Source organism: Streptomyces sp. H39-C1, assembly GCF_027158125.1.
GTDB classification, from domain to species: domain Bacteria; phylum Actinomycetota; class Actinomycetes; order Streptomycetales; family Streptomycetaceae; genus Actinacidiphila; species Actinacidiphila fildesensis.
Genome location: NZ_JAPVLS010000030.1, coordinates 36399 through 61585 on the forward strand (window position 1 = coordinate 36399; position 25187 = coordinate 61585).

Here is a 25187-nt window from a genome sequence, read left to right on the forward strand (position 1 = left end):
TCTCTCCTTCAGTTGCTGTCGGAGCTGCGGACGTTCGGGAGGGCGCCGGGACGTCCGGGTTTCGGTGCGGACGGCTGGTGGGCCGTCGGGTGTGGGCGCTTGAAGCGGCCCGGTCCGATCCTGCGGGTGGTATGCCTCCTTCGCCAGGCGGCGAGGCCGACGGCGGCGAGCAGGGCGGTGCCGTTGAACAGGTCGGGGATCCAGATCGGGAGGCCGGCGAGTTGCAGGCCTTTGACGCCGACGGCGAGGGTGTAGGCGGCGACGACGGTGCCCCAGATGTTGAAGCGGCCGCCGCGGAACTGGGTGGAGCCGAGGAAGACCGCGGCGATCACGGGGAGCAGGTAGCCGGGTCCCACCGTGGGGTCGCCGGTCGACAGCTGTGAGGTCAGCAGCACGCCGGCCAGGCCCGCGACCGCACCCGAGGTGATCAGCGCGAACAGGATGACCCGGGTGGTGCGCACGCCGACGAGGCCGGCGGCCTGAGCGTTCCCGCCGGTGGCGTAGACGCGGCGGCCCGCGGGTGTGCGTTCCAGTACGTACCAGAGGAGCACGGCGACGGCGAGCATGATGTAGACGGGATACGTGATCCCCAACAGCTGCCCCGTGCCCAGCTTGCCGAAGCCGGCCGGGATGTCGACGATCTGCTGGCTCTCCGAGACCCAGGCGACCGCTGCGGCCAACAGCGAACTGACCGCGAGCGTGGCGATGAACGACGGGATCCGGGCGCGGGTGATCATCAGCCAGGAGAAGAGTCCCACGGCCGCGCCGCCCAGGAGCGACAGCACGATCGCCACCGGGGTCGGTACGTGGCCGACGAGCAGCCGGGCGACTAGGACCGCTCCGAGCCCGACCTCGGCGCCGATCGCCAGGTCGATCACACCGGCCGCGGTCGGCACCACCAGCCCGACCGCCACCAGGCAGGTCACCGCCTGGTCCGACAGCAGCGACCGCCAGGTCCCCGACGTGAGGAAGGTGTCGGGCACCCACAGCGAGAACACCGCGACCATCAGCGCGAGCAGGTACAGCGCCGACACGTTCTGGAAGGCCACCGCCCGCCGCACCCGGACCACCCAGCGCGCCTCGTGCATCGCGTCATCCGCAGCACCGGCGGTCTCCGGCGCGGGCGCCGCGGCACCGTCCGCGGTGGCGGCCCGAGCGAGCAGCTCGCTGCGCCGGGCTCGTCGGGCGGTCCAGGCCGTGGTGGTGTTGTTCCGGATCAGCCGGAGGATGGCTTCCCGGCGGGTCACCGGCGGCTTGCGCCAGGCGGCGAGGCCGACGGCGGCGAGCAGGGCGGTGCCGTTGAACAGGTCGGGGATCCAGATGGGCAGGCCGGCGAGTTGCAGGCCTTTGACGCCGACGGCGAGGGTGTAGGCGGCGACGACGGTGCCCCAGATGTTGAAGCGGCCGCCGCGGAACTGGGTGGAGCCGAGGAAGACGGCGGCGATCACGGGGAGCAGGTAGCCGGGTCCCACCGTGGGGTCGCCGGTCGACAGCTGTGAGGTCAGCAGCACGCCGGCCAGGCCCGCGACCGCACCCGAGGTGATCAGCGAGAACAGGATGACCCGGGAGACCCGGATCCCGGCCAGTTCCGCGGCCTCGCTGCTGCCGCCCATAGCGTTGACGTTCCCGCCGGTGGCGTAGACGCGGCGACCCGCGGGTGTGCGTTCCAGTACGTACCAGAGCAGCACGGCGACGGCGAGCAGGATGTAGACGGGGTAGGTGATGCCGAGCAACTGACCCGTGCCCAGCTTGCCGAAGCCGGCAGGGAGATCGACGATCTGCTGGCTCTCCGAGAGCCAGGCGATCGCCGCGGCCAACAGCGAACTGACGGCGAGCGTGGCGATGAAGGACGGGATCCGGGCGCGGGTGATCATCAGCCAGGAGAACAGTCCGACGGCCGCGCCGCCCAGGAGCGACAGCACGATCGCGACCGGGATCGGTACGTTGCCGACGAGCAGCCGGGCGACCAGGACCGCTCCGAGCCCGACCTGGGCACCGACCGCCAGGTCGATCACTCCGGCCGCGGTCGGTAGCACGAGCCCGACCGCCACCAGGCAGGTGACCGCCTGGTCCGACAGCAGTGAGCGCCAGGTCCCCGACGTCAGGAACGTGTCGGGCACCCACAGCGCGAACACCACGACCATCAGCGCGAGCAGGTACAGCGCCGATATGTTCCCGAACGCCAGCGCCCGCCGGAACCGAACGCGCCAGTCTGCTTCGTGCACCACTTCGGGCTCCGGGGCGTCCGTCGCCCGCGCGGGGCCCACAGCGATCTCAGTCGTCTGCATCTTTCTCATTCCGGTTCGTTCGTGCTGATGCCACGGGCCGCCGTCTGGAGCCCCAGCTCGTCCCGGACCAGTTGTTCCTCGGTCAGGGATTCCCGCGGAACCTCGTTGACCACCCGGCCGTCCTTGAGCACCAGGACGCGGTCGCACAGGGACACGAGCTCCTTCGTGTCCGAGGAACAGAGCAGGACGGCGGCCCCGTCGCGCCGCGCGGCCAGGACGAGGTCGTAGATGGCCGCCTTGGCGCCGACGTCGACACCCTGGGTGGGCTCGTCGAGCAGCAGCACACGGGGGCGGACGCGCAGCCACTTGGCCAGCACGACCTTCTGCTGGTTGCCGCCGCTGAACAGCTTCAGCGGCTGCTCGGGGTTGGGCGGGCGCAATCCGACGGTCCGAATCCACGTGCGTGTCTGCGCCCGCTCGGCCCGCCGGTCCAGACGGCCGAAGGACCGTCGCAGCGGTCGCAGCAGTGGCAGCGTCAGGTTCTCCCGAACGCTCATCTCCATCACCACACCGCTGCGGCGGCGGTCGGCCGGTACGTACGCCATCCCGCTCTCGATCGCCGCCAGCGTGTCGTCGGGGATCAGTTCGCGCCCGTCAACCTCCACCCGGCCGCCGGAGCGGGGCAGGGCGCCGAAGAGCATCGGTGCGAGCTGCTCACGTCCCGAGCCCAGGATGCCGCCGACGCCGACGATCTCACCCGCGTGCAGGGTCAGGGAGAAGCCGCTGATCTCCGCGCCGCTGACACCGGCCATGGTCAGCACCGGCTCACCGGCCTCGTCCCGCTTCGTGATGGCCGTCTCGGCGATCTCGCGACCGGCGATGAGCGTCACCATCGTGTCGTGGTCGAGTTCGCTGGTGGCCTGCTCGGCGACGACCCGTCCGTCGCGCAGCACCACCACGCGGTCGGCCAGTTCGAGCACCTCGTCGAGCCGGTGGGAGATGAAGACGACCCCCGCTCCCGACGCGGCGACCCGCCGGATCGCCTCGAACAGCACGTGCACCTCATCGCCGTGCAGGGCCGCAGTGGGTTCGTCGAGCAGCAGCACGTTGTCCGGCCGGGTCCAGCCGTCCAGCGCGCGGGCGATCGCGACGATCGTGCGCTGCGCCGGTGACAGCCTGCCCACCGGGAGCGTCACGTCCAGGTCGGCGCCGAACCGGGCGATGAGCTGCCGGGCGCGGCGTCGCTCGGCGGCGCCGCGGACGGGTGCGAACGCCCGTCCGCGCGCCGAGGTGTGCAACCCGAGGTTCTCCACCGTCGTCAGGATGTCGGCCAGACCGAGGTCCTGGTGGATGAAGTGCAGACCCTCGCGTGCCACCGCTCCGGCGACCAGTTCGCCCGCGGCGTCCCGTACCTCGACGACCGTCCCGGGGTCGGCCTGGTGCACGCCGGCCAGGATCTTGACGAGGGTCGACTTGCCCGAGCCGTTGTGCCCGAGCACCGCGACGACTTCCCCGGGATGGACTTCCAGCGACACGTCGTCCAGGGCTTTGAGGCCCGGGAACGTCTTCGACATGCCCTCGATGCGGAGCAGAGGCGCCGCGGTGGCGGCCATCAGGGGGTCAGCCACAGCTTGGCGAACCGCGGGGCGTAGTCGGGGAACGCCGACCAGCCGCGGGTCGGGTCGAACGTGATGTCCTTCTGCTCCAGGAACTGCTCGGGCACTACGCCGGCCTGTTCGCTCGCCGTCGGCTGGGCACCCCCGAGGAGGCGCGCGGCCGCGTCCACGGCCGTCCACGTCGACACCGGGAAGTCGATGTTCAGTGCGGCGGTCAGCTTGCCGTCCTTGATGTCCTGCAGGTTGCCCGCGGTGGGACCGAAGCCCACGGTCGTGACGGACAGGCCGGCCGCCTTCAAGGACGCCGGCAGGCCTCCGGCCGCCGAGAGGCTGACGAACACCGCCGTGTTGGTGCTCCGGTGCCCCTGCAGATCGGTCACGATGGTGCGCGGCGCCGTGGTCCCGATGGTGGCCACGTCGACGGGAACCGCGCGGACCTTGCACGAGGGGCAGTTCGCCTTCATCTCGGCCTGGAAGGCCTTCTGCAGCGGAGCCGAGATGTCGAGGGCGGGCAGCGTGTAGAGCACCGCGTCGGCCTCGGCGCCCTTGCGCGCGATGACCCAGTCGGCCAGCAGCTTCCCGTTGCGCTGACTCAGATCCTGACCGAGGTAGTTGAAGGTGATGCCGTACGGCTTCACATCCTTGGCGACCTGCAGCGAGACCAGCTTGGCGCCGTCCTGGGACAGCTTCTTCAGACCGCCGCCGAACAGGGCCGGATCGATCGCGCCGAGGATGACGGCGTCCGGCTTCAGGGCGTTCGCGCTGGACGCGGCGGCCTGCGCCGTCTGCGCTGTCGAACCGGCGTTGACCACGGTGTACGTCCCGCCGATGCCGCCGACCGCCTGCTGCACGAACAGGCCCACGGCCGCGCAGATGGGCGTCGAGCACTGCAGGTAGACGAACTTCTTGCCGCCTGCGAGCCGCTGCGCCAGCGGCTCACTCACCGGAAACGCGGTGGGCGGCGCCGTGTAGGGCGCGAGTGCGGCCTTCACCGCGGTGACGTTCGCGGTTTGCGGCTTGTCCGAGGAGGGCGAGTCCGATGAGGAGCCGCAGGCCGCGACGGACACGAGGGCGATCGCCGAGGCACATGCCGCGACGGTCCTTCCGGACAGACGGGGGAGACCTCCGCGGGCGTCGCTGCCGCGTCTGGGAGCACTGGATTTTGCGCGCATCTTGCACACTCCGTTGTGTCTGCGAGAGAAGAACCTGATGCTGCGAACGGGTTCGCTCTGGGGACTGCCTTCGCATCCCTGCGACATGTTCCCGAGGTAAATGGACCGAACCAATAGGCCGTACCCTGCAACGCTTCGACCAGCGTGTCAAGGGCTTTGCGGCGACATGACGCTCATGTTTCGGCGCCTGGCATCAGCTGTAATGGTTAGGCCCGATAGGCACCTGTTGCAGCCACCGTTACAGCCGTCGGATGGCGGCGTACGCGCACCCCGGAAGCCCGCGGGACGCGTCGGTGTCCGGCGGGGCGGCTGCCCTGCTCAGCTGGAGTGGCGGTGCGCTTCCGCGGCGAGCATGGCGGCGGCGACATCGCCGGCGATGATGGCGGCGACCAGATCGCTGTGGACCTGCAGACGCTGCGCCATGTTGTCGTTGTCGCTGGGCTGAGGGGTCACCAGCGACACCTGGTTGACGAACTCGTAGAGGCCGACATAGGTACCCCGCAGAACGGCGTTCGGCGAGATGGCCGCGATGCGGACGTGCAGGTCCCAGTTGAGCGAGACGAACCGGGGCACGTCGTTCTGGTTCTTCTTCATCGCGGCGATCAGCGACTTGAGCTCGCGCCCGTCCTTGGCCGTGCGATGCTGCGCCGCGTGTGCGGCGACCAGCGGCTCGAGCTGCTCACGGACCTCGATCGCGCCGGCGACCGCCAGGGGCTCACCGTGGACGGTGAGGAGGGTGCGCCCGAGCCTGACCACGGGATCGGTCGCCGCGACGAACAGTCCTCCGCCCGGGCCGGGCCGCAGCACGATCCGGCGCCGTTCCTGCAGCAGCCGGATCGCCTCGTTGACCGTGGCCCGCGCGACGCCGGTCTGCTCCCGCAGATCGGCCCGGGTGCCGATGTGGTCGCCGGGACGCAAGCCGCCTTTGTCGATCGAGTCCTCGACGTAGACCACGACCTCTTCGGCGCGTGTGCGGCTTGCAGGCAGGACCATGGATGGAGCCTATCGGATAGTTCCGATGCCCGACCGGGCGCCGCCGGGGTCGCGCCGATCCGCGGACGTGGCGCAATTCGCCGCCCGGACGTCTTGACGGGCCCGCCCCCGCGTCACAAGCTGATCAGGCCTAATGGTTAGGTCTATTACGTCGGAGGACGTTCCGCTCGCAAGGAGACCGCATCGTGATACTCGTGACGGCAGCAAACGGCAACCAGGGCAAGCTCCTGAACCCACGCCTCCTGGCGGTCGGGCTCGCGCTCCGCGCCTGCGTTCGCTCCGACGCATCGGCACGGGTCCTCCGCGCCGCCGGCGTCACCGATGTCGTGGTCGGCGACCTCGCCGACCACGAGGTCCTGACACGCGCCATGCGCGGCGTGGAGAAGGTCTACTACGTCGGGCCGGCCCTGCACCCCGATGAACGGCAGATGGGCTTCGCCGCCATCGACGCGGCCCGCGCGGCCGGCGTGCGGCACTTCGTCCTCAGCTCCGCGCTGCACGCGATCGTCACCGACCTCGTGCAACACGAGATCAAGCGCGACCTCGAAGAGCACCTCATCTCCTCGGGGATGGAGTTCACCATCCTCCAGCCCGCCAATTACATGCTGCGCCACCGGCTCACGCCCGCGTTCGAGAGGGGCGTCTTCGTCCTTTCCTGGGCGCTCGAGCGCTACCAGTCGATGGTGGACGTGGACGACGTGGCCGAAGTGGCCGCCACCGTCCTCACCGACAGCGCCCCGCACGCCGGAGCGACGTACGAACTGGTGGCGCCGGGGCGCTACACGGCCTACGACCTCGCGAACGCCGTGGCGCAGGTGACGGGCCGCGACATCACCGCGGAGCGGATCGACCCGGAGGACTTTCTCAAAGCAGCCCTCGGAACCGACGACCCGACCCGGTTTCCGTACCAGACCCGGCTCCTGCGGGCGATCACCGACCACTACAGCAGTCATGACTTCATCGGGAATTCCAACGTGCTGACGTGGCTGCTCGGCCGGCGCCCGACGACGTTCGAGCAGTTCACGCAGCGCGAGTACGCCCGGTTCCTGGTGGGCGGTGCCGCGTAGGAACGGGCGACCTGCCTGGCTACCAGCTGTTCTTCGGGTACTTCCAGCCGAGATGCCCCAGGTCCCGCATCAACTGGTGCTCCTGGGCCGTCAACGGGACCTCGGGACAGAGCCGTTCCGGATGGCCCGGGGGCGGCCCGTGCAACGCGGCCGGGCACACCGCGCCGGCACTGCCGCCGTGCTCCCAGCACGCGTGGTGGTCCGGCCGGGACGCGAGGTACATGTCCCGTCCGCCGTGGACCATGAGGCCTTCGCCGATGGCAATCAGCAAGCTCCGGAGCGCACGGCGAATACGTCCTGGCCCCGTCATGTCCGGCCTCCGTCGGCCGCTGTCACGAGTATCCATTCTCGGTCTCCTCCCACCGGTATGCGTATGCACCGCACGCCTTCGATCAGATCGGGCGCGTGCGGCGACGAAGGCCGCCCGGCGGGTGAGGATCCGGTCGACGGGAATGCCGGCACCGTTCGGGCCCCGCGGGTGTGCGGGCCGAACGGTGGGCGTGTCGCAGGCTGATGGGGGATCGCCGCCGAGGGTGGTAGCCGGTGCAGTGGAACGGCGTGTGTTCAGCAGCACTTAAGCCCAGGGGAACTAAAAGTGTCAACATTATGACGCGAGGATTAGCGGAGACGGATGGCTCCACGGGCGGAGAAGCCGTACGGGGGAGTCCCGCTCGATGCCCACCTCCCTCATGCCGCGCCAAAGTGTTGACAGTTGTGGAATCGGTCCTACTATGCTGCGGAGGGCCGCAAGGCGTTCATCGACTCGCTCACCGACCCTGTGAGGGTTCCATGGCTGTCCTGCCCGACGAAGATCATCCTTTCGCTGGAGGGACCGTCACGCAGGCCTCTCACGCATCACGTACCGCGCTCCCCGGGACCCGTGTCCCCGGCGCCGTTCCGTCCGCACGCGGGGCGTGGGCCGGGGGCGGCGCCCCTGCCGGATGGGAGATGCGCCAACGGCATTCGGTGCCGGACAACTCCGCCGTCCTGGCCGACCTGGACAACGGCGTGACCTCGCTCTGGCTGGTCGTCGGCGCCGATGCCATCCCTGTGCTCGCGCTCGACGAGGTCCTGGACGGTGTCCATCTCGGTCTGACGCCGGTCATCCTTGACGCGGGCGCCGAGGCCGCCCCGGCCGCAGCCGAGCTGCTGCGCCTGTACGACGCGCAGGGGATCGCCCGGGCGACTGTCCGAGGATGCTTGGGGGCGGATCCGCTGGGCCATGAGGCACGCACGGGTGAGGTGCTCGGCTTCGGCGCGGCGGCGTACCTCGCGCGGCGCTGCGCGGACGCGTACCCCGCGCTGCGGGCACTCACCGTGGACGCGCTGCCTTGGCACGAAGCCGGCGGATCGGCCGCTCAGGAGCTGGGGTGCGCGCTGGCGACGGGAGCCGCCTACCTCCGCGAGCTGCGGCAGGCGGGGATGAACGAGCAACAGGCGTCCTCGCAGGTGGAGTTCCGCTACGCGGCCACCGCGGACCGGTACGTGACCATCGCCAAGTTGCGGGCGGCACGGCGGCTGTGGGCGCGGGTGGCGGGCGCCGCCGACCTGGCGGCGCAACGTCAACACGCGGTGTCCTCACCGCTGATGAAACGGCGCCGGGACCCCTGGGTGAACATGCTGGGCACGACGATGGCCGCGCTGTCGGCCGGAGCGGGTGGCGCGGAAGCCGTCACCGCACTGTCCTTCGAGGACGACGCTCCCGGTCCCTTCGGCGGGTACGTCCGCCGGAGCGCGCGCAACACCTCCGCCCTGCTCGTCGAGCAGTCGCGCCTCGCGCGGGTGATCGACCCCGCGGGCGGCTCCTGGTACGTGGAAAAGCTCACCGATGAACTCGCCCATGGTGCATGGGAGTTCTTCCAGAGCATCGAACATGCCGGGGGACAGGCGAAGGCCCTGCGCTCCGGAATGATCGCCGACCGGCTCGCCGGGACCGTCGGGCCGCGTGCGATCCCGGCATCCAGTCCGGTATGCAAGTAGAAGTTATAGTGGGCGATATGTCACGTATCAATGAGCCAGCGGCCGGCACCGTCCCCCCATCGATCGTGGAAGCCACTCTGCGAGCCGCGGATGCGAGCGGTTTGGCTCCGGCCGACGTGACCTTGCGGGACATCGCCCGGGAGGCCGGCATGTCCCGCAGTACACTGCTGCGCAGACTGGGAGGCAGCCGGCGTTCCCTGGACGAAGCGCTGCGGGCCGCGGGCGTTGATCCCGGGGGCCGAAAGCCGGTCAGGGACCGTGCCATCGAGGCGGCGGGTGCTCTGATCAGCGAGCAAGGCCTGGGGAAGGTCACCTTCGAGCGGGTCGCGGCTGCGGCCGGGTGCTCGGTGCCCAGCCTCTACGTGACGTTCGGAGGGCGTGACGAACTCCTCCGGGCCGTGTTCGAGCGCTACAGTCCGATCGTCGACGTCGAGGCGTTTCTGGCCGGGCCGCACGGCGGCCTGGAAGAGACCGTGCACCAGCTCTACCGCCTGCTCGGCAACGCCATGGAGCGGGAGCCGCGGGTCCTGCCGGCCCTCCTGGCCGAGGTCTTTGCCCGGCCGCACGACAAGAACGTCCAATTCGCCTTTCAGAACCTGACTCCCCGCATGCTGGCCGGCCTCGGCGAGTGGCTTGCGACGGAAGTGGCCGCCGGGCGCATCCGTGACCTGCCCCTGCTGCTGTTGACCCAGCAGATGGTCAGCCCGCTTCTCCTGCACCTCCTCCTGCGGCCCGTCACGAGTCAGGTGGCTGCCGAGTACCTGACCACGAGGGACGAGGCCATCGAGACGTTCGCCCAAGCGTTCCTGCGTGCCGTCGCTCTGCCGACGGCGGAGGACGGCGCGCGCCCGCAGGGGTAGTCGCTGCTGATGATTCCGGATGCCGATCCGCAGGGAGGTACGGGCTCGCTACGGAATTGACACTTGTATCTAGATAGGGTGTACTCAAGTATCACGTGAGCCTGCGCTCTCCTGCGTCGGCTTCGCCGCGCCCACGCCGACACCCCCGTCCGTCACGAGTGCTGCCGCCCTGCCCGCAGGGCGGATCCGGCGATCGGAATGATCTTCATGGACAACTTCGCCCCCGCATCCACGGCCACGCACCGCAAGCTCGTCCTGGTCGTCCTCGGCCTGGCAGCGCTGATCACCACCATGCTGTGCGCCTTCGCGCTGCCCTCCCTGCACAGCGGCCCACACCGCATCCCCATCGGGATCGCCGGCACCCAGCAGGCCACGCACGGCCTGCAGCAAGGCCTGGGCGGCGACACCTGGGACGTCAAGGTCTACGGCAGCGCCTCGGATCTCACGTCGGCGGTCGAGGATCAGGATCTCGTCGGCGGTCTGGCACCGCACGCGGGCGGACTCGACGTCTACACCGCCACCGCCGGAGCCCCCTCCGCGACCGGTGCCCTGACCACACTGGCCAAGACTCTCGCCGCGGAACAGGGCACATCCGTGTCCGTCCACGACGTGGTGCCCTTCACCGCGGACGATCCGCGTGGCGCGGGGCTGACCGCGGCGCTGATGCCCATGATCTTCGGTGGCATCTTTCCCGCGCTGATCCTGGGCGGCGTCTTTCCCGGGCACCGCGGCCTGCGCACCCGGCTGGCCGGAGCCGTGTTGTTCTCCCTGGTGGCGGGCGCGGCTGTCGCGGCGGTACTCCAGTTCGCCACCGGCTCCATCGGCGGTGGCTACTGGCTGAACGCCTGCGGTGTCGTGCTTGGTATGACCGCCATGTCCACCACGATCCTCGGTCTGCAGGCGCTGCTGGGCATGGCCGGGTTCGCCCTCGGCGGGGCGATGCTGATGCTTCTGGGCAACCCCCTCTCGGGCCTGGCCACCGGGCCCCACTGGCTCCCCGCCGGTTGGGCCGGCTTCGGCCAGCTCCTGCCTCCGGGTGCGGCCGGCAGTCTCCTGCGCACCAACGCCTACTTCGACGGAGCCACGGCAGGTCCCCCCGCCCTGGTCCTGACGGGCTGGATCGTCCTCGGGGTCTCCCTCGCGCTCATCGCCGACCGACGCGGCCGGCGTGCCGCCGCCACCCGCTTCGAGCCCGTCGTCGTCCGGCGGTCGCCCGCCGCCGACCCTCACCCCAAGGGCGCGGTCTCCCCGGCCCGGTGATCAGCCGGCGGGTCACGTGCTCGCACCGTTCAGGGCGCGCGTCTCCAGTTCCGCGTAGGGGACGTGGGCGGCGCCGCGCCGTGTGCTGAGGGTGCTGCCGGCCCAGCCGAGAAGGAAGCCGACCGGGACGGACACCAGGCCGGTGGTGTGCAGCGGGAACCAGGCGAAGTCGCTGTGCGGGAAGAGTGCGGCGGGGGCGCCGGAGACGGCGGGCCCGAAGAACTGCAGCAGCAGGCAGCATCCGAGCCCGCCGTAGATGGTCCACAGTAGGCCGGTTCGGGTGTAGCCCTTCCAGAACAGCTCGTACACCAGCGCCGGGAGTATCGCCGACGCGCCGACGGCGGCGACCACATGGGCGAGGAAGGCGACGGACCAGTTGTAGCAGATGGTCGCCAGCGCCAAGGTCGCGCAGCCGATGACGATGGTCGTCCAGCGCACCGCCTTGATCTCGGTCGGCGCCGCCATGTGCCCGTCCCGGCTGGTATGCGCGAGCACGTCGTGGACCAGCGAGGATGCCGCAGCCAGCAGGAGCGCGGCGACGACGGACAAGCTGGTGATGAACACCGCCGAGACCACGGCTGCCTGGAGCAGCCCGCCGGAATCGAGTTGTACGGCCAGCAGCAGCAGGGCGGAGCTGCCGCTGGGATCGGCCGCGGCCACGGCATGCGCGCCCACCAGTGCCGCAGCGCCGAGACCAAGCACCACGGCCATGACGTGGAGGACGACGACCAGGCCGAGGGCGCCGGTCGCGGAGCGCCGGGCGGCCGCACCGCTCCGGGAGGTGTTGAGGCGCATCAGCAGGTGGGGCGCGACGGCCGCGCCGAGGATCACCGTGACGAGAAGAGACAACTGTTCAAACCGTCCGGTGGAGCTGGTCCCCTGCAACAGGCCCGGCGTGTAGTAGGCGTTCGGATGTCCGCTGCCGTAGGCCGCGCCGTTCAGCAGCGCGCTCAGGTTCCAGCCCAGATGATTGAGCAGGGCGAGGACGAGTACGACCAGGGTGCACAGGAGCAGGACGGTCTTGACGACCTGGAGCAGGCTGATGCCGCGCATGCCGCCCATGGCGGCAGCGCAGATCATGATCACGCCGATCAGCACGGTGCAGACCTGTCCGGCGCCGCTGCCGTCCAACCCGACCAGCACGGAGGTGGCCCGCCCGGCCGCGGACAGTTGCACCATGGCCAGGGGGAGGCAGTAGGACAAGGTCACGACGGCCCCGGCGATGCGCGCGGCCCGGCCGGGGAAGCGGGCACGGAAGGTGTCGCCGAGAGTGAAGCGACCGATGTTGCGCAGTGGCTGGGCCAGCACCAGCAGCACACCCATGGCGGTGGCTGAGCCCACGGCCAGGGTCAGACCGTCGTACCCCGTGAGCGCCACGGATCCGGTGGCAACCAGCAGGATGAGGACCGAGACGTAATCGCCGCACATGGCCAAGGCGTTGCGCAGCGGGGTCAAAGAGCTGCGTGCGGTATAGAACTCGCTCAGTTCGTCGCCGTACGAGCTGAACATCACGCACAAGAAGAGCGTGGCGCACACGGTCATCAGGAAGGCGAAGATGGGCGTGGCTGTCAACCCTGCGCCAACTGCGAGGCTGGTCAACGGACCACTCCGTTGACGTTCTCGGGCGCGCTAAGTGGGTCGCACTGCGTGCGGAAATCGTGATCGAAGCGGGCGGCAATGACCACCAGAAGCACGGCCTGCACCAGGAACACCACCATGCTGACGGTCAGCCCGCCGCCGATGCCGGTCCCGAAACTGCCGCCCATCACGAGGGGCAGCACGATGACCACTGCGAAGCAGCAGCCGTTCCGGATCAGGAAACGCCGTCGTGACCGCGCCGCGGCCCGACGCAGCGGGCGCAGGGGCTCGGCGCTACCGACGGCCGACGGTCTCGCGCCGGGGGATGAGGGGTCGAACAAGCTCATGCGGTCTCCCAGACGGTGCGTTGCACTTGATCAATCGAGCTCAGGCGACGGCCCCTGGGCGCATGGGTCGCAAGCGGTCAGGGAGCCTCACCGCATCCGAACTGTGGCGGACAGGCGGGAAGCGAGCGAGCCAAATAGGGGTAACCATTAGGTCCGACACGTCAGCATGGGATCTGCAAGCAAGGCCGTCAAGGCGTCAGCCCGATCGAATCCCGACGCATCCCGACCGGACCTCGCACCAGCCCTACTGACCAGCCCGTTCGAAAACCGGACCCAAACGGTGGAGTCCGAGACCCGTACAGGGGAGGGGAGTTCGCCGAGCGCTGTGGCAGTTTGGGTGCCCGTGACGCCTGGAACGGCTTACTAGTCTGCAGCGCGCGTCCGCGCTCTGAAACGAGCGCGTGGACCACCTCGTCAGCGCCGCCCCCGAGCCCGTCAAGGCACCCTGAGACCGTCGCGCACCCGGGCGGAGACCAACGGAATCCGGATGCGCAGCGCACCGACACCACGCCCCCGGCCCACCGGACCGGGAGAGCACCACTCGACGCCGGGAGGGGAACCACCATGAACACCGGAACCACCGAGCTGCGCCGGTCCTGACCCATACCCGCCGGCGCTCAAGAACGGGCAGAGCGCGCCCGAGAAGCTGGCAAGGGACCACCGCGAGCGGCGGCGACTGGCAGCTCGGCGACCGGTCCGTGTGCGGGACGTGCCGCGCCGATGACATCACCCAAGAGGAAGCCAGGGCCGCAACCTAATGGACCAGCTCCCCTACAGCCGGATCCGGACCTCCGACAGGCCAGCGGCTCCAGCGGCGCTTCCAGGCGGGGTGGGGTTCAGGACAGGCGTTCCAGGAGGTCGATCGCCGCGCGGAGTTGGTGCTGTTCGGCCGGGTTGAGACGGGACTCGATAGTGCTGGCGATCAGGCGTTCTCGGCGGGCGCGCTGGTCGAGTAGCGCGGTGCGGCCGGCCTCCGCGACAGTAACGAGCAGCTTGCGACCGTCGGTGGGGTGGGGCTGCTGGGTGACGAGTCCCGCCCGCGCCATCAGGGCGACGGTGCGGGCCATCGACTGGTGCCGGACACGCTGAAGTTCGGCGAGTTCGGCGACCGTGTAGGAGCGCTCGTCGCGCACCAGCAGCCCGAGGGCGGCGGCCTGGCTTTGCGGCAGTTCGTCGCCGTGGCGCAGGAAACGGACCAGGTTGCCGAGGGCGGCGCGCAGATCAGCGGCGAGTTCGAGGGTCTCGGGGTGAGGGGCGTTGCTAGGCATAGCCGGAGTCTGCCGACGATGTACCCAGCCAAACTGTACAGCCTTGCTGTATAGTCTCTGTTATGCGAATCACCAAGTTCGGACATGCCTGCGTACGCGTCGAGCACGGCGACACCACCGTCGTCGTCGATCCGGGGGCGTTCACCGCACCCTCCGCCATGGACGGAGCAGACGCCGTCCTGATCACCCACGAGCACATGGACCACTTCGAGGAGTCCCGGCTGCGCGCGACACTGGAGGCCCACCCCGCACTTCGCGTGTGGACCAACCAGGCCGTTGCCGCACAGTTGGAGGGAGTCGCGCAACGGGTCGCCGTGGTCGGCGAAGGCGACGCCTTCGAGGTCAAGAACTCACTACCCACATCCCGGCCAGTAGCGTTGCCGCGACGTTAGCCGACATAACGCTGCCGCAATCGCCTTCCCACCTGCTCGCTCCGGCAAGCACGTGCCCCCGTGCTTCTTCGCGGCTGCGCAATGCGAGGCGCGCAGGTTCAAGGAATCCCGGGGGCACACTGCGGGAACCCGCCCGCGAGTCGCCAACGTGGAGCCCCGCGCGCGGGTTGCGAATCAGCGCTGAGTCGATCGCTCGATTCCGACGACCTCCCGGGTAGTGCAGCGACCAACGGGCCTACCCGGCAACACGGCGGCAAACGCTGCTTTTCATCGCCACACTCGGCCGTCGGCTTGAGTGCGAACCGAACGGGGACTGCGCAGCCCCAGCACGGACCGGCCACAGGAAGCACTCACCGAGCCCACGCGGAATCCCAGGACGCCATCTGCTGCGTCAGCCGCCGCTTACCCTGACGCATGCGCGGAGTCGAGATGCATGTCTCTGGTGCCGTCGGAGGTCCCGGCCGGCGGACCGGAACCGGATCTCCAAAGCAAGCAGCTCGGCTCTCGACGAGCGTGGACGGCCGAGCCGGGGCGAGGTGATGAGTGATGGGCTTGATCCGTTTTGGCGGACATCCGAGACCAGGGGCTCTGCCTTGGGGGATGTCCATCATGGAGAGCATGGGGCGGCCGGGCCGTTATGCCATGCACAAGCAGGAGTTGCTGGCTGACTCGATGGTTCTGCTGGTGAGGTTTCCTCACCTGGTGAGTAATCGCCCGGCGCCCTCGGTGATGCGCCAGGTTTCGATTGCTGAGCGTGGGCTGCCGTCTCTCTTCGAGAGACGGCAGCCCACGCGGGGGAGCGGGATGTCGCAGCGGGAATCTGTGGTTACGGGAAGTTGGTGACGGTGGAGGGTGTGGTGCCGGTGCCGACGGTGGCCGCGCCTATGTCGTTGATGACGTGGTTGTATTCGCCGTTGCCACCCAGCGAGACTACGGACAGGTCGTGCATTTTCACGCCGGGGACGACGGGTACCTCGAAGCCGTGGTCCTGGCGGATGGTGGGATCGGTGGAGTAGTTGCAGTAGCTGCCCAGGCCCCATGCCTCGTGGGAGCTCACCGAGTTCTCCACCTTGTAGGCGGCGAAGCCGAGGGTGTTGCCGTTCTGGATGGCGGCCTGGTTGGGGGCGTCGTAGGCCTTCTCGTTCTGGAAGAAGATGGTCTTACCGTTGCTGCCGAACCAGTCGACGTCGTACTTCTTGAAGTGCTCGGCGAACAGGCCGTTGGCTTCGACGTCGTTGCCTTTGACGACCAGGCCGTAGGTGGCCGGGTTGGTATTCCAGCCCGCCCCGTCGCCGTGATCGGCGCGCCACAGCCAGGTGTGGTCGATCAGTGTGTTGTTGCTGTTGACTTCCATGGCGGTGCCGACAGAGGCCGGGCCTGCGCCGCCGATGCGGACGAACACGTCAGAGATGACGGTTGGGTCGGCGGAGTGGTCGGCCGTCGAGCCGGGGGTGCCGATCTGGATCATCTGCGGGGAGTTGACCGGTCCAGCGTCCAGTAGCAGGCCGGCTACGCGTACGCCGTTCACGTCCGCGACCTTGATCGGGACGACCCCGTTGTCGGGAACGATGGTTGCCTCGCCGAGGCCGAGGACCACGGTGTTCGGGCGGGTGATGTTGATGCTCTGGTCGACGTGGTAGATGCCTGGGGTGAACAGCAGGTTCAGACCCTGGGAGAGCGCTTGGTTGATGTTCGCGGCGGTGGAACCGGCCTTGACCACGTAGAACTGGTTCAGCGGCAGGGACGTACCGGGGGTGTGGCCGTTAGCCCAGGAGACGCCACGGGCCTCGGTGCGCTTGGACGGCACGAACACCTGGTAGTTGCCGCTGGGGTCGAGGTAAAGGTAGGGCTTTTCGACGGAGATCGGGGTGGTGTCCAGCGTGGTGTACGTCGGGTTCGGGAAACCCTGCGCGGGGGCGCCCTGCACGCCGGAGAACACCTGGTTCCAGACGCCGTTGCTCCAACCGCCGATGGAGCTGTCCCGGGTGTAGAACTGTTGCTGCGCGTAGTTGCCGACGGTCCCGGAGATCTTGCTGTCGGCGATGAAGCCGCCGCTGGCCCAGCCGTAGCTGGCCGAGTCCAGGTTCAGGCCACCGCGGACGTCCATCCTGCGGAACGGTGCGGCCTGGGCGACGGCCCAGCGGTCGGTGCCGCTGACCGGGTTGAGCTGCATGTTCTCGGCCGAACGCCAGAAGTTGAGCGTGGCGTTGCCGTTGGCCCAGCCGGCGTCGACGGTCACGTCGCCGTTGATGTTGACGGCGTCCGGGTCTTGGCCCAGGCCCGAGATCGAGGTGTAGAAGCCGATTTGCGCGTTGAGGTTGTTGTAAGTGCCCGGCTTCAGCAGGATTTGGTAGCGGCCGGGACCGAATTGTGCGGTCTCCTGCTGCTTGAACAGCGCGTCCAGCTTGCCCTGGAGGTCCGGTGTGGAAGGGTCGTAGACCAGGACGTTGGGGCCCAGGTCGCCGCCTCCGGTGACTGGCGGCCCGCTCGGGGTGCTGGTCGGCGTGGGTGTCGGGGTGCTGGTGGGCGTGCTGCCGGTGCCGGTGTGCACCGCCAGCTCCCACAGGGAGTAGCCGTAGCCGGTGGCGCGGGTGATTCCGTTCATTCGCACGTAGCGGCCGCTACCGTTGATGTTGAGGGTTTCGCTGCCGCCCGTGCCCGTGGTGGTGGAGTACGCGGTGGTCCAGGTCTTGCCGTCGTTGGACGTCTGGATCTGGTAGGCCTTGCCGTAGGCGCTCTCCCAATTCAGCACGACCTGGCAGAGCGGCTGAGAGGAACCCAAGTCGACCTGCAGCCACTGAGAGTCGGTGTTCGCCGAGGACCATCGGGTACCCAGGTTGCCGTCGACCGCGTTGGCGGCCGCAGTGCCGTAGTTCTCCTCGCTGGATGCGGTAACCGGCTTACCTTGCGCGGCGTCGGCTGTCCCGCAGTCCGTTGTCGGTGGGGTGGTCGTGGGCGGCATGGTGGTGGGCGGAGTGGTGGGTCCACCCAGCGAGCCGAAAACCTGGAACTCCCACAGGGAGTAGCCGTAGCCGGTGGCGCGGGTGATTCCGTTCATGCGCACGTAGCGGCCGCTACCGTTGATGTTGAGGGTTTCGTTGCCGCCCGTGCCCGTGGTGGTGGAGTACGCGGTGGTCCAAGTGTTGCCGTCGTTGGACGTCTGGATCTGGTAGGCCTTGCCGTAGGCGCTCTCCCAGTTGAGCTGCACCTTGCTGATGGTGGCGACGGTGCCGAGGTCGACCTGCAGCCACTGGGCGTCGGTGTTTGCCGAGGACCAGCGGGTGCCGAGGTCGCCGTCCACCGCGTCAGCGGCCGGGGTTCCGTAGTTCTCCTGACTGGAGGCGGTAGTCGTCTTGTCTTGCGAGAGCAGGCTGTCGGCGGCGTGCGCACTGGTCAGGGGCAGCAGGACTGCGGCACTTGCGATGGTTACCGCAGCTGCCAGTAGGGCCGGCAGGCGGAGACCGCCACCAGGTCTCATGCGCGGGGGGGTGGGCCTCACAGGGAATTGGCTCCTACGGTTGGGGTGGGGAAGAAGTGAGAGACATTGAGATCAGGGACGGGAGAGCGCTCTCCCGGGGAGTCTTGAGGGAACTGGCAAGGCATGTCAATGCCCGTGCCGCACTCTGTTGTGCGACCTCAGCCGCTCCCCAGTCCCCTTGGCCCTGGTTGGCGGGGCTGGCGGGAGAATGACGAGAAGAGGTTTCGAGGCAAGCGCGCTTGCCAGATCAGCTTCGAAGTGAGCACCCCTTCGCACGCCGTCCGCATCGATCTTCGGCGTTCTGGGCGGCAGCGGGGGCTCGGGTGCCGCCATCCCCGTGGGCACCTGGCCCGCATGGTGGGGCGCCCTGATCCAGCTCGTCGGCAGCTCCCTGGTTGCACCGGGGCCGGTAAGGCGGCCGGCCGCGCTGTTGTTCAGCGGCCCGATGGGCTACGTGTACTTCAACGTCCGCCAGGCACGCCACGAAGGCCTGCTCCGCCGCAGAACGACGGCGAATCACCTGTCATGTTCTGCTGATCTTTCGTTCTCATCGCCGGAGCCCCGCCGGGACTTGCGCTCTGGACACGCTTCTACGACGTCGGGGGAGTACTCCCACCCCATCCGCAGAGCCCGCCCGCGGCCGATACCCGGCCTGAGCAGCTCCATCGTGGTTCGGCCGTGCGAGCTGGATCTTGAACCGCTGGGTCGGCGCTTCTTCGCAGACCCCGCGGCACGGCGCGTCCGTCAAGGCAGCGAAGCGCCGCAAAACGGCGTGGCAAACCACTGCGAGGTTGCCGAAATCATGTGAACCAGATGGATGTGGCTCGGCGAATACCGCGCTGCTCACCCCGGAAGAGCGCTTTCCTCCTCTGCTATAACAAGACGGTGGAAACGCCGCGACAGACCCCGATTGTTGGGACCGGAACCGTTCCGACCTTGGAAGACGTTGCCCGGCTGGCGGGTGTGTCCAGGGCGACGGTCTCGCGGGTGGTGAACCGCACCAGGAGTGTGGATCCGGCCATCGCGGAGGCGGTACGGCTGGTGGTGGCGCAGGTGGGCTACGTGCCGAACGGTGCGGCCCGGTCGCTGATCACCCGGCGCAGGGGGTCGGTGGCGCTGGTGGTTTCGGGTGCGGGGGAGGGAATCGAGGAGGAGTTCCGCAACCAGGCATTCAACGACCCCTTCTTCAGCCGGGTGATTACCGGGCTGATGGGGTTCCTGCGGCCGCTGGGGATGCACTTGGTGCTGATGCTGGCGGAGACCGCCGAGGCCCGGGGGCAGGTTGTGTCCTTCCTGCGGCAGGGAAACGCTGATGGTGCAGTGGTGGTCTCCACCCATGCGGACGATCCGTTGCCCGCGCTGCTGGTCGCCGCTAATGTGCCCGCGGTGCTGTTCGCCCGGCCCACCCGGCCGGTACCGGTGGGGTTCGTGGATCTGGCGCACGCCGAGGGGGCGCGCCTGGCGGCAGAACGCCTGGCCGCCAACGGCTGCCGCCGGGTCGTGATGATCTCCGGGCCGCTCGACATCCGTGCAGCCCGGGAACGCCGGGACGGATTCCTGGAGGCGATGGCACGCATGGGGGAGCCATGGGTGCCCCATGCGGAGGGAAACTTCACCCAGGCCAGCGGGGAAGCGTCGATGCTGCGGCTGCTGGCGGAGCGCCCGGATCTGGACGGGGTGTTCGCCGCCAACGATCTGATGGCGCACGGCGCGCTGCACATCCTGCGCGAGCACGGGCGCCGGGTCCCGGAAGACGTCAGTGTGATCGGGTTCGACGACAGCAGGGTGGCGACGGAGTGCAGGCCGGCCCTGACGACGGTGCGCCAGCCGGTCGAGGAGATGGCCGCGGAGATGGCACGGATACTGCTGGAGCGCATTGAGGGCACGGTAATTGGGCCCCGCTCGGCGGTGTTCGACCCGGTACTGGTGGTACGGCAGTCGGGGTAGTGCGGCACGCGCTCGTTTGGCACTGGAGGGGACGTCTGCCCGGGGTCAGGCCAGGCAGACGTCCCGGCTGTCGTGTGGGGCCCCGTGCGGAGCGGGCATACGCCGCGATGCAACACCGTAGCGGCCACTCACCACCGTGTGAGAGCGCTCTCCCACTCAGTCAAGGTTCCGCATGCGCGGCTGGGGCGTCAAGGGTGTGAGCATGTCAGAACTCATCCCGACGACGTATTTGCGCCTTTTGCCCGGTGTGTCGATGTCCACTCAGTTCCGGAACCAGGCCTTCTGGGAAAACTCTTGACGTCTTCGAAACAAAGGCGCAACCATCGCGTGGGTTGGAGAGCGCTCTCCGGGTGAGCGTTCCCAAAGCACTCCCACCCCTCCACACCCCCGCACCCACCCCGTCAGGAGTCCCGCATGGGAGCCCCGCCCCGAGCGCTGTTGCGGCCGTCGGCCCCGGTACGCAACGTATTGCTGGCCGTTGTGGCCTTGTCGTTGTTCTTTTACGCGTTGGCCGCCGGGCCGGTGACCGCGCACGCCGACGACACTCTGCTCTCGCAGGGGAAGACCGTTACGGCATCCTCGGTCGAGGGCGCCGGTACGCCCGCCAGCGCCGCAGTCGATGGTGACGGAACGACCCGCTGGGCCAGCGCCTGGGCTGACCCGCAGTGGCTGCAGGTCGACCTCGGAGCCTCGTCGAACATCAGCAAAATCGTGTTGAACTGGGAGAACGCCGCCAAGGCGTACAAGATTCAGGTCTCTGACGACGCCACCAACTGGGCCGACGTCTACAGCACCAGCACCGGAGTAGGAGGCACGGAGACACTCAACGTCACCGGCACCGGCCGCTACGTGCGGATGTACGGGACGGCCCGCTCCAACGGCTACGGCTACGCGCTGTGGGAGTTCCAGGTTTACGGCACCTCGGGCACGACCTCCACTCCGACGCCCACACCGACCCCGACTGAGACGCCCACGCCGACCACCCCGCCCGGTAACTGGAACACCGTGTGGAGCGACAACTTCGCCGGCGGGTCCGGCAGTGCCCCGTCGGCCGGTAACTGGATCACCGACACCGGGACCACCGCCTACGCCGGCGGTCCGGCCAAGTACGGCACCGGCGAGGTCGAGACCAACACCAACGCAGCCGCCAACGTCTCCCTGGACGGCGGCAACCACCTCAATCTGACCGCGGTCAGGGACGGCAGCGGTAACTGGACCTCCGGCCGGGTCGAGACCCAGCGCAGCGACTTCGCGGCGCCCGCCGGTGGGCAACTGCTGATCCAGGCCTCCATCAAACAGCCCAACCCGGTCAACGGACTCGGCTATTGGCCGGCCTTCAAGGCCGTCGGCTCCCAGTACCGGGGCGCACCCACCACCTGGCCGGCCATGGGCGAGGCGGACATCCTCGAAGACGTCAACGGCCGCAGCCAGCTTTCGGCGACCCTGCACTGCGGCACCGCTCCGAACGGCAACTGCCAGGAGTACAACGGCATGACCAGCGGTCTCGCCAGCTGCACCGGCTGCCAGGCCGGCTATCACACCTACTCCGAGGTGATCGACCGCACCGCCTCCGACGAACAGATCCGCTTCTACCTCGACGGCCGCCAGGTGTGGCAGGTCAACGAGTCCCAGGTCGGCATCGCCACCTGGGAAGCAGCTGTGCGCCACGGCTTCTACCTGCAGGCCAACCTGTCCATCGGCGGCTCCTACCCCAACGCCGTCTGCGGCTGCACCTCCCCGTCGGCCGCGACCAGCTCCGGTGGCACGCTGAGCATCGGCGCCGTCACCGTGGCGCAGATCACCGGCAGCAGCCCGGCCCCGCTCACCGACCCGCCCGTGCCGACCACGCCCAGCGTGGTCAAGGTCGCCGGCAGCCAGGGCAACTGGCAGCTGACCGTCAACGGCTCGCCGTGGCAGGTCAAGGGCGTCACCTGGGGGCCGTCCGCGGACACCGCGAACGCGTATATCCGTGACCTCAAATCGATGGGCGTCAATACCCTGCGCACCTGGGGAACCGACGCGAGCAGTAAGCCGCTGCTGGACAACGCCGCAGCCAACGGGCTGAAAGTGGTCAACGGCTTCTGGCTGAACCAGGGCGCCGATTACGTCAACGACGCCGCCTACAAGACCAACACGCTGAACACCATCGTCCAGTGGGTCAACACCTACAAGAGCCACCCCGGTGTGCTGATGTGGGACGTCGGCAACGAGGTCATCCTGACCACCCAGGACCACTACACCGGTGCGGCAGTCGAACAGCAGCGGATCGCCTACGCCCAGTACGTGGAGCAGGTCGTCCAGGCGATCCACGCCGCCGACCCCAACCACCCGGTGACCTCCACCGATGCTTACACCGGCGCCTGGCCCTACTACAAGCAGTACACCCCGTCCCTGGACCTGATGGCCGTGAACTCCTACGGCGCCATCGGCACGGTCAAGGCCGCCTGGGCCAACGGCGGCTACACCAAGCCCTACATCGTCACCGAAGCCGGCGACGCGGGCGAGTGGGAGGTGCCCAACGACGCCAACGGGGTTCCCACCCAGCCGACCGACCAGCAGATGCGCGACGGCTACACCACATCCTGGAACGCCATCTCCGGCCACACCGGGGTCTCGCTGGGCGGCACCATGTTCAGCTACGGCACCGAGAACGACTTCGGCGGGATCTGGTTCAACCTGGTTCCCGAGCGCTGGAAACGCCTCGCCTACTACTCGGTGGCCAAGAACTACGGCGGCGCCCCGCAGGCGAACACACCGCCGGTAATCAGCAGCATGACCCTGAGCAACACCACCACCGTCCCGGCCGGCGGCACCTTCAACGTCGCCACCAGCACCACCGACCCCAACGGCGACCTGATCCGCTACAACCTCATGTACTCCACCAAGTACGTCAACGGCACCGGCGGGCTCCAGCAGGTCAACTTCAACCAGACCGGCGACGGGCAGTTCACCGTCACCGCGCCGAAGAGCCTGGGCGTCTGGAAGGTATACGTATACGCCTACGACGGCCACGGCAACGTAGGGGTGGAAACCCGCTCGTTCCGGGTGGTCGCCCCGGCCGTGAACGGCACCAACGTAGCCAAGGGAAAGACCACCACAGCCTCGTCCTTCCAGACCACCAACGGCAACTTCACCCCCGGTCAGAGCACGGACGGTGACTGGAGCACCCGTTGGGCCAGCAACTGGGACGACGCGGAGTGGCTGCAGGTCGACCTCGGCCAGAGCACGGCAATCAAACACTTCCAGCTCGGCTGGGAAGCCGGGTACGGCAAGGCGTACCAGGTCCAGGTCTCCAATGACGGCACCAACTGGACCAACGTCTACTCGACCACCACCGGATCCGGAGGCATCGACGACTTCGACGTCGCCGCGACAGGCCGCTACGTGCGGCTGAACCTCACCCAGCGTGGCACCGCATACGGCTACTCGCTGTACGAGTTCGGCGTCTACAGCTGAGTCAGGTGAGAAGACGACCGTCCGGGGCCCGAACCGCGCAGGCAGCGAAGGCCCCGGACGGCGCACACCCCCACTCACCCCCTTTGGATTGGTAGGTCTCATGAGGCCCCGCCCCCTTCTCGCCGGACGGTGGACCCAGCGTCCCCGCCGCCTCAGGCGCACCGCCTTGTCCGTCACCCTCGCGGTGCTGTTCTCCCTGCTGTCGATGCTCGGCATCGGTGGCGCACTCAGCACTGCCAGTGCCGCCGGGACGCTGATCTCACAGTCCCGCCCGGCGACCGCCTCCTCCATCGAGAGCGCCCAGACCCCCGCCGGTGCGGTCGTCGACGGTGACTCGACCACGCGTTGGGCCAGCGCGTGGAGCGACCCGCAGTGGATCCAGATCGACCTGGGCGCCGGCGCCACGGTCAACCAGGTCGAGCTGGACTGGGAGACCGCGTACGCCAAGAGTTACCAGATCCAGACCTCCGACGACGCCGCAGCCTGGACCACGATCTACTCCACCACGACCAGCACCGGAGGCAACCAAGTCCTCAACGTGACCGGAGCCGGGCGCTACATCCGGATGCTGGGTACGGCCCGCGGTACCCAGTACGGCTACTCCCTGTACGAGTTCAAGGTCTACGGCAGCGCCGTCGCGCCCACCACGGGATACGTTCTGGCACAACCGCAGATCACCGGTGTGACCCCGTCCACCTACAACCCGCCCCACGCCTACTTCCACGAGTTCCAGGCGCAGTGCAGCTCCAACCACGTGCTGCCTGACGACCCGATCGTGTACCCCGGCCAGGCCGGTGCCTCACACCTGCACACCTTCCTCGGGAACACCACCACCAACGCCAACACCACGGACGCCTCCCTGGCAGCAGGCACCACCACCTGCAACGCGCCCGGTGACAAGTCCGGCTACTGGATGCCCACCGTCCTCAACGGCGCCCAGCAGATCCTGCCCGTCGGCACCCAGACGATCTACTACAAGACCGGCATCAACGACTACACCAGCGTCCGTCCCTTCCCCACCGGACTGCGCTTCCTGGTCGGCAGCCCCAAGGCCACCGCAACCCAGTTCGCCACCGACCCCGGCTACGTCGCCGGATGGGAGTGCGGCAACACCTACAACAGCATCGACATCCCCGTGACCTGTGACGCGGGCAGCAATCTGGAGATCCGGATGCAGGCTCCCAGCTGCTGGAACGGCCTCTACCTGGACACCCCCGACCACAAGAGCCACATGGCCTACCCGGTCAACGGCGTCTGCCCCACCGACCACCCCGTCGCCCTGCCGATGATCGAGTTCAAAATGGCGTTCCCGGTCAGCGGCGACATGTCCCAGGTCCACCTGTCCAGTGGACGGGGCTTCTCCTTCCACTACGACTTCTTCAACGCCTGGGACACCAGGACGCTCGCCGCGATGATCACCCACTGCATCGTCGGCGGACTCCAGTGCGACGACCACGGCTACGACCAGGCCTTCCCGCAGAAGGGCGCCGTCCTCAACGCCCAGTACCAACTGCCCTGATCGGAAACCTGGCACAGCATCATCAC

16 protein-coding genes and 1 pseudogene are annotated in these 25187 nt (G+C 68.6%); 8 read left to right on the plus strand and 9 right to left on the minus strand.

The features are described 5' to 3' along the window. Positions 1-8 precede the first annotated feature (8 nt). From O3W51_RS20880 to O3W51_RS20895, 4 genes are all read right to left on the minus strand, one after another. Positions 9-2288: an ABC transporter permease gene (locus tag O3W51_RS20880; RefSeq protein ID WP_269287139.1), complete on the minus strand. Its 2280-nt coding sequence runs from the start codon at positions 2286-2288 to the stop codon at positions 9-11. Positions 2289-2293: 5 nt separating this feature from the next. Next, the gene (locus O3W51_RS20885) at positions 2294-3856 is read right to left on the minus strand and encodes a sugar ABC transporter ATP-binding protein (RefSeq protein ID WP_138353658.1); all 1563 of its coding nucleotides are present in this window, start codon (positions 3854-3856) and stop codon (positions 2294-2296) included. Continuing rightward, positions 3841-5016, minus strand: coding sequence for a substrate-binding domain-containing protein (locus O3W51_RS20890; RefSeq protein ID WP_187145088.1), 1176 nt, complete (start codon positions 5014-5016; stop codon positions 3841-3843). Before O3W51_RS20890 ends, O3W51_RS20885 begins: the two co-directional genes overlap by 16 nt. Positions 5017-5334: 318 nt before the next feature. After that, on the minus strand, positions 5335-6009 hold the full coding sequence (locus tag O3W51_RS20895; protein WP_138353660.1) for a FadR/GntR family transcriptional regulator: 675 nt from the start codon (positions 6007-6009) through the stop codon (positions 5335-5337). A gap of 185 nt (positions 6010-6194) precedes the next feature. Between O3W51_RS20895 and O3W51_RS20900 the strand changes: the two genes are divergently transcribed. Further along, positions 6195-7076 (plus strand): SDR family oxidoreductase, encoded by an 882-nt coding sequence (locus tag O3W51_RS20900; RefSeq protein WP_138353661.1) that lies wholly within the window; start codon positions 6195-6197, stop codon positions 7074-7076. Between the two features lie 19 nt (positions 7077-7095). Here the strand turns inward: O3W51_RS20900 and O3W51_RS20905 are convergent, their stop codons facing one another. Continuing rightward, positions 7096-7347 (minus strand): DUF6059 family protein, encoded by a 252-nt coding sequence (locus O3W51_RS20905; RefSeq protein WP_138353662.1) that lies wholly within the window; start codon positions 7345-7347, stop codon positions 7096-7098. Positions 7348-7904: 557 nt separating this feature from the next. Here O3W51_RS20905 and O3W51_RS20910 point away from each other — a divergent pair. From O3W51_RS20910 to O3W51_RS20920, 3 genes and pseudogenes are all read left to right on the plus strand, one after another. Beyond that, positions 7905-9026: pseudogene (locus tag O3W51_RS20910) on the plus strand (methylmalonyl-CoA mutase family protein); the annotation flags it as partial. 179 nt (positions 9027-9205) lie between these two features. Next, the gene (locus O3W51_RS20915) at positions 9206-9916 is read left to right on the plus strand and encodes a TetR/AcrR family transcriptional regulator (protein WP_269287140.1); all 711 of its coding nucleotides are present in this window, start codon (positions 9206-9208) and stop codon (positions 9914-9916) included. Positions 9917-10123: 207 nt separating this feature from the next. Then, positions 10124-11176 (plus strand): hypothetical protein, encoded by a 1053-nt coding sequence (locus O3W51_RS20920; RefSeq protein WP_187145089.1) that lies wholly within the window; start codon positions 10124-10126, stop codon positions 11174-11176. Between the two features lie 12 nt (positions 11177-11188). Here O3W51_RS20920 and O3W51_RS20925 read toward each other — a convergent pair whose 3' ends face one another. The 3 genes from O3W51_RS20925 to O3W51_RS20935 form a co-directional block, all read right to left on the minus strand. Further along, on the minus strand, positions 11189-12748 hold the full coding sequence (locus O3W51_RS20925; RefSeq protein ID WP_138353664.1) for a sodium:solute symporter family transporter: 1560 nt from the start codon (positions 12746-12748) through the stop codon (positions 11189-11191). A 23-nt stretch (positions 12749-12771) separates the two neighbouring features. Continuing rightward, positions 12772-13101, minus strand: coding sequence for a hypothetical protein (locus O3W51_RS20930; protein ID WP_138353665.1), 330 nt, complete (start codon positions 13099-13101; stop codon positions 12772-12774). Positions 13102-13937: 836 nt separating this feature from the next. Then, positions 13938-14369 carry a MarR family winged helix-turn-helix transcriptional regulator gene (locus O3W51_RS20935; protein WP_138353666.1) on the minus strand — a complete coding sequence of 144 codons (432 nt, stop codon included), beginning with the start codon at positions 14367-14369 and terminating at the stop codon, positions 13938-13940. A 62-nt stretch (positions 14370-14431) separates the two neighbouring features. Here O3W51_RS20935 and O3W51_RS20940 point away from each other — a divergent pair, with 62 nt between their 5' ends. Then, positions 14432-14761 carry an MBL fold metallo-hydrolase gene (locus tag O3W51_RS20940; protein WP_269287141.1) on the plus strand — a complete coding sequence of 110 codons (330 nt, stop codon included), beginning with the start codon at positions 14432-14434 and terminating at the stop codon, positions 14759-14761. Positions 14762-15587: 826 nt separating this feature from the next. Here O3W51_RS20940 and O3W51_RS20945 read toward each other — a convergent pair. Then, positions 15588-18239, minus strand: coding sequence for a discoidin domain-containing protein (locus tag O3W51_RS20945; RefSeq protein WP_269287142.1), 2652 nt, complete (start codon positions 18237-18239; stop codon positions 15588-15590). Positions 18240-19043: 804 nt separating this feature from the next. Here O3W51_RS20945 and O3W51_RS20950 point away from each other — a divergent pair. The 3 genes from O3W51_RS20950 (at position 19044) to O3W51_RS20965 (ending at position 25161) form a co-directional block, all read left to right on the plus strand. Continuing rightward, complete coding sequence (locus O3W51_RS20950; protein WP_244809532.1) at positions 19044-20186, plus strand: LacI family DNA-binding transcriptional regulator; 1143 nt, start codon at positions 19044-19046, stop codon at positions 20184-20186. 414 nt (positions 20187-20600) lie between these two features. After that, entirely contained in the window at positions 20601-23642 is a 3042-nt protein-coding gene (locus O3W51_RS48905) for a discoidin domain-containing protein (RefSeq protein ID WP_443048308.1), read from the plus strand. A gap of 166 nt (positions 23643-23808) precedes the next feature. Then, positions 23809-25161, plus strand: a complete 1353-nt coding sequence (locus O3W51_RS20965; protein ID WP_244809534.1) for a DUF1996 domain-containing protein — start codon at positions 23809-23811, stop codon at positions 25159-25161. The last annotated feature ends 26 nt before the right edge of the window (positions 25162-25187 follow it).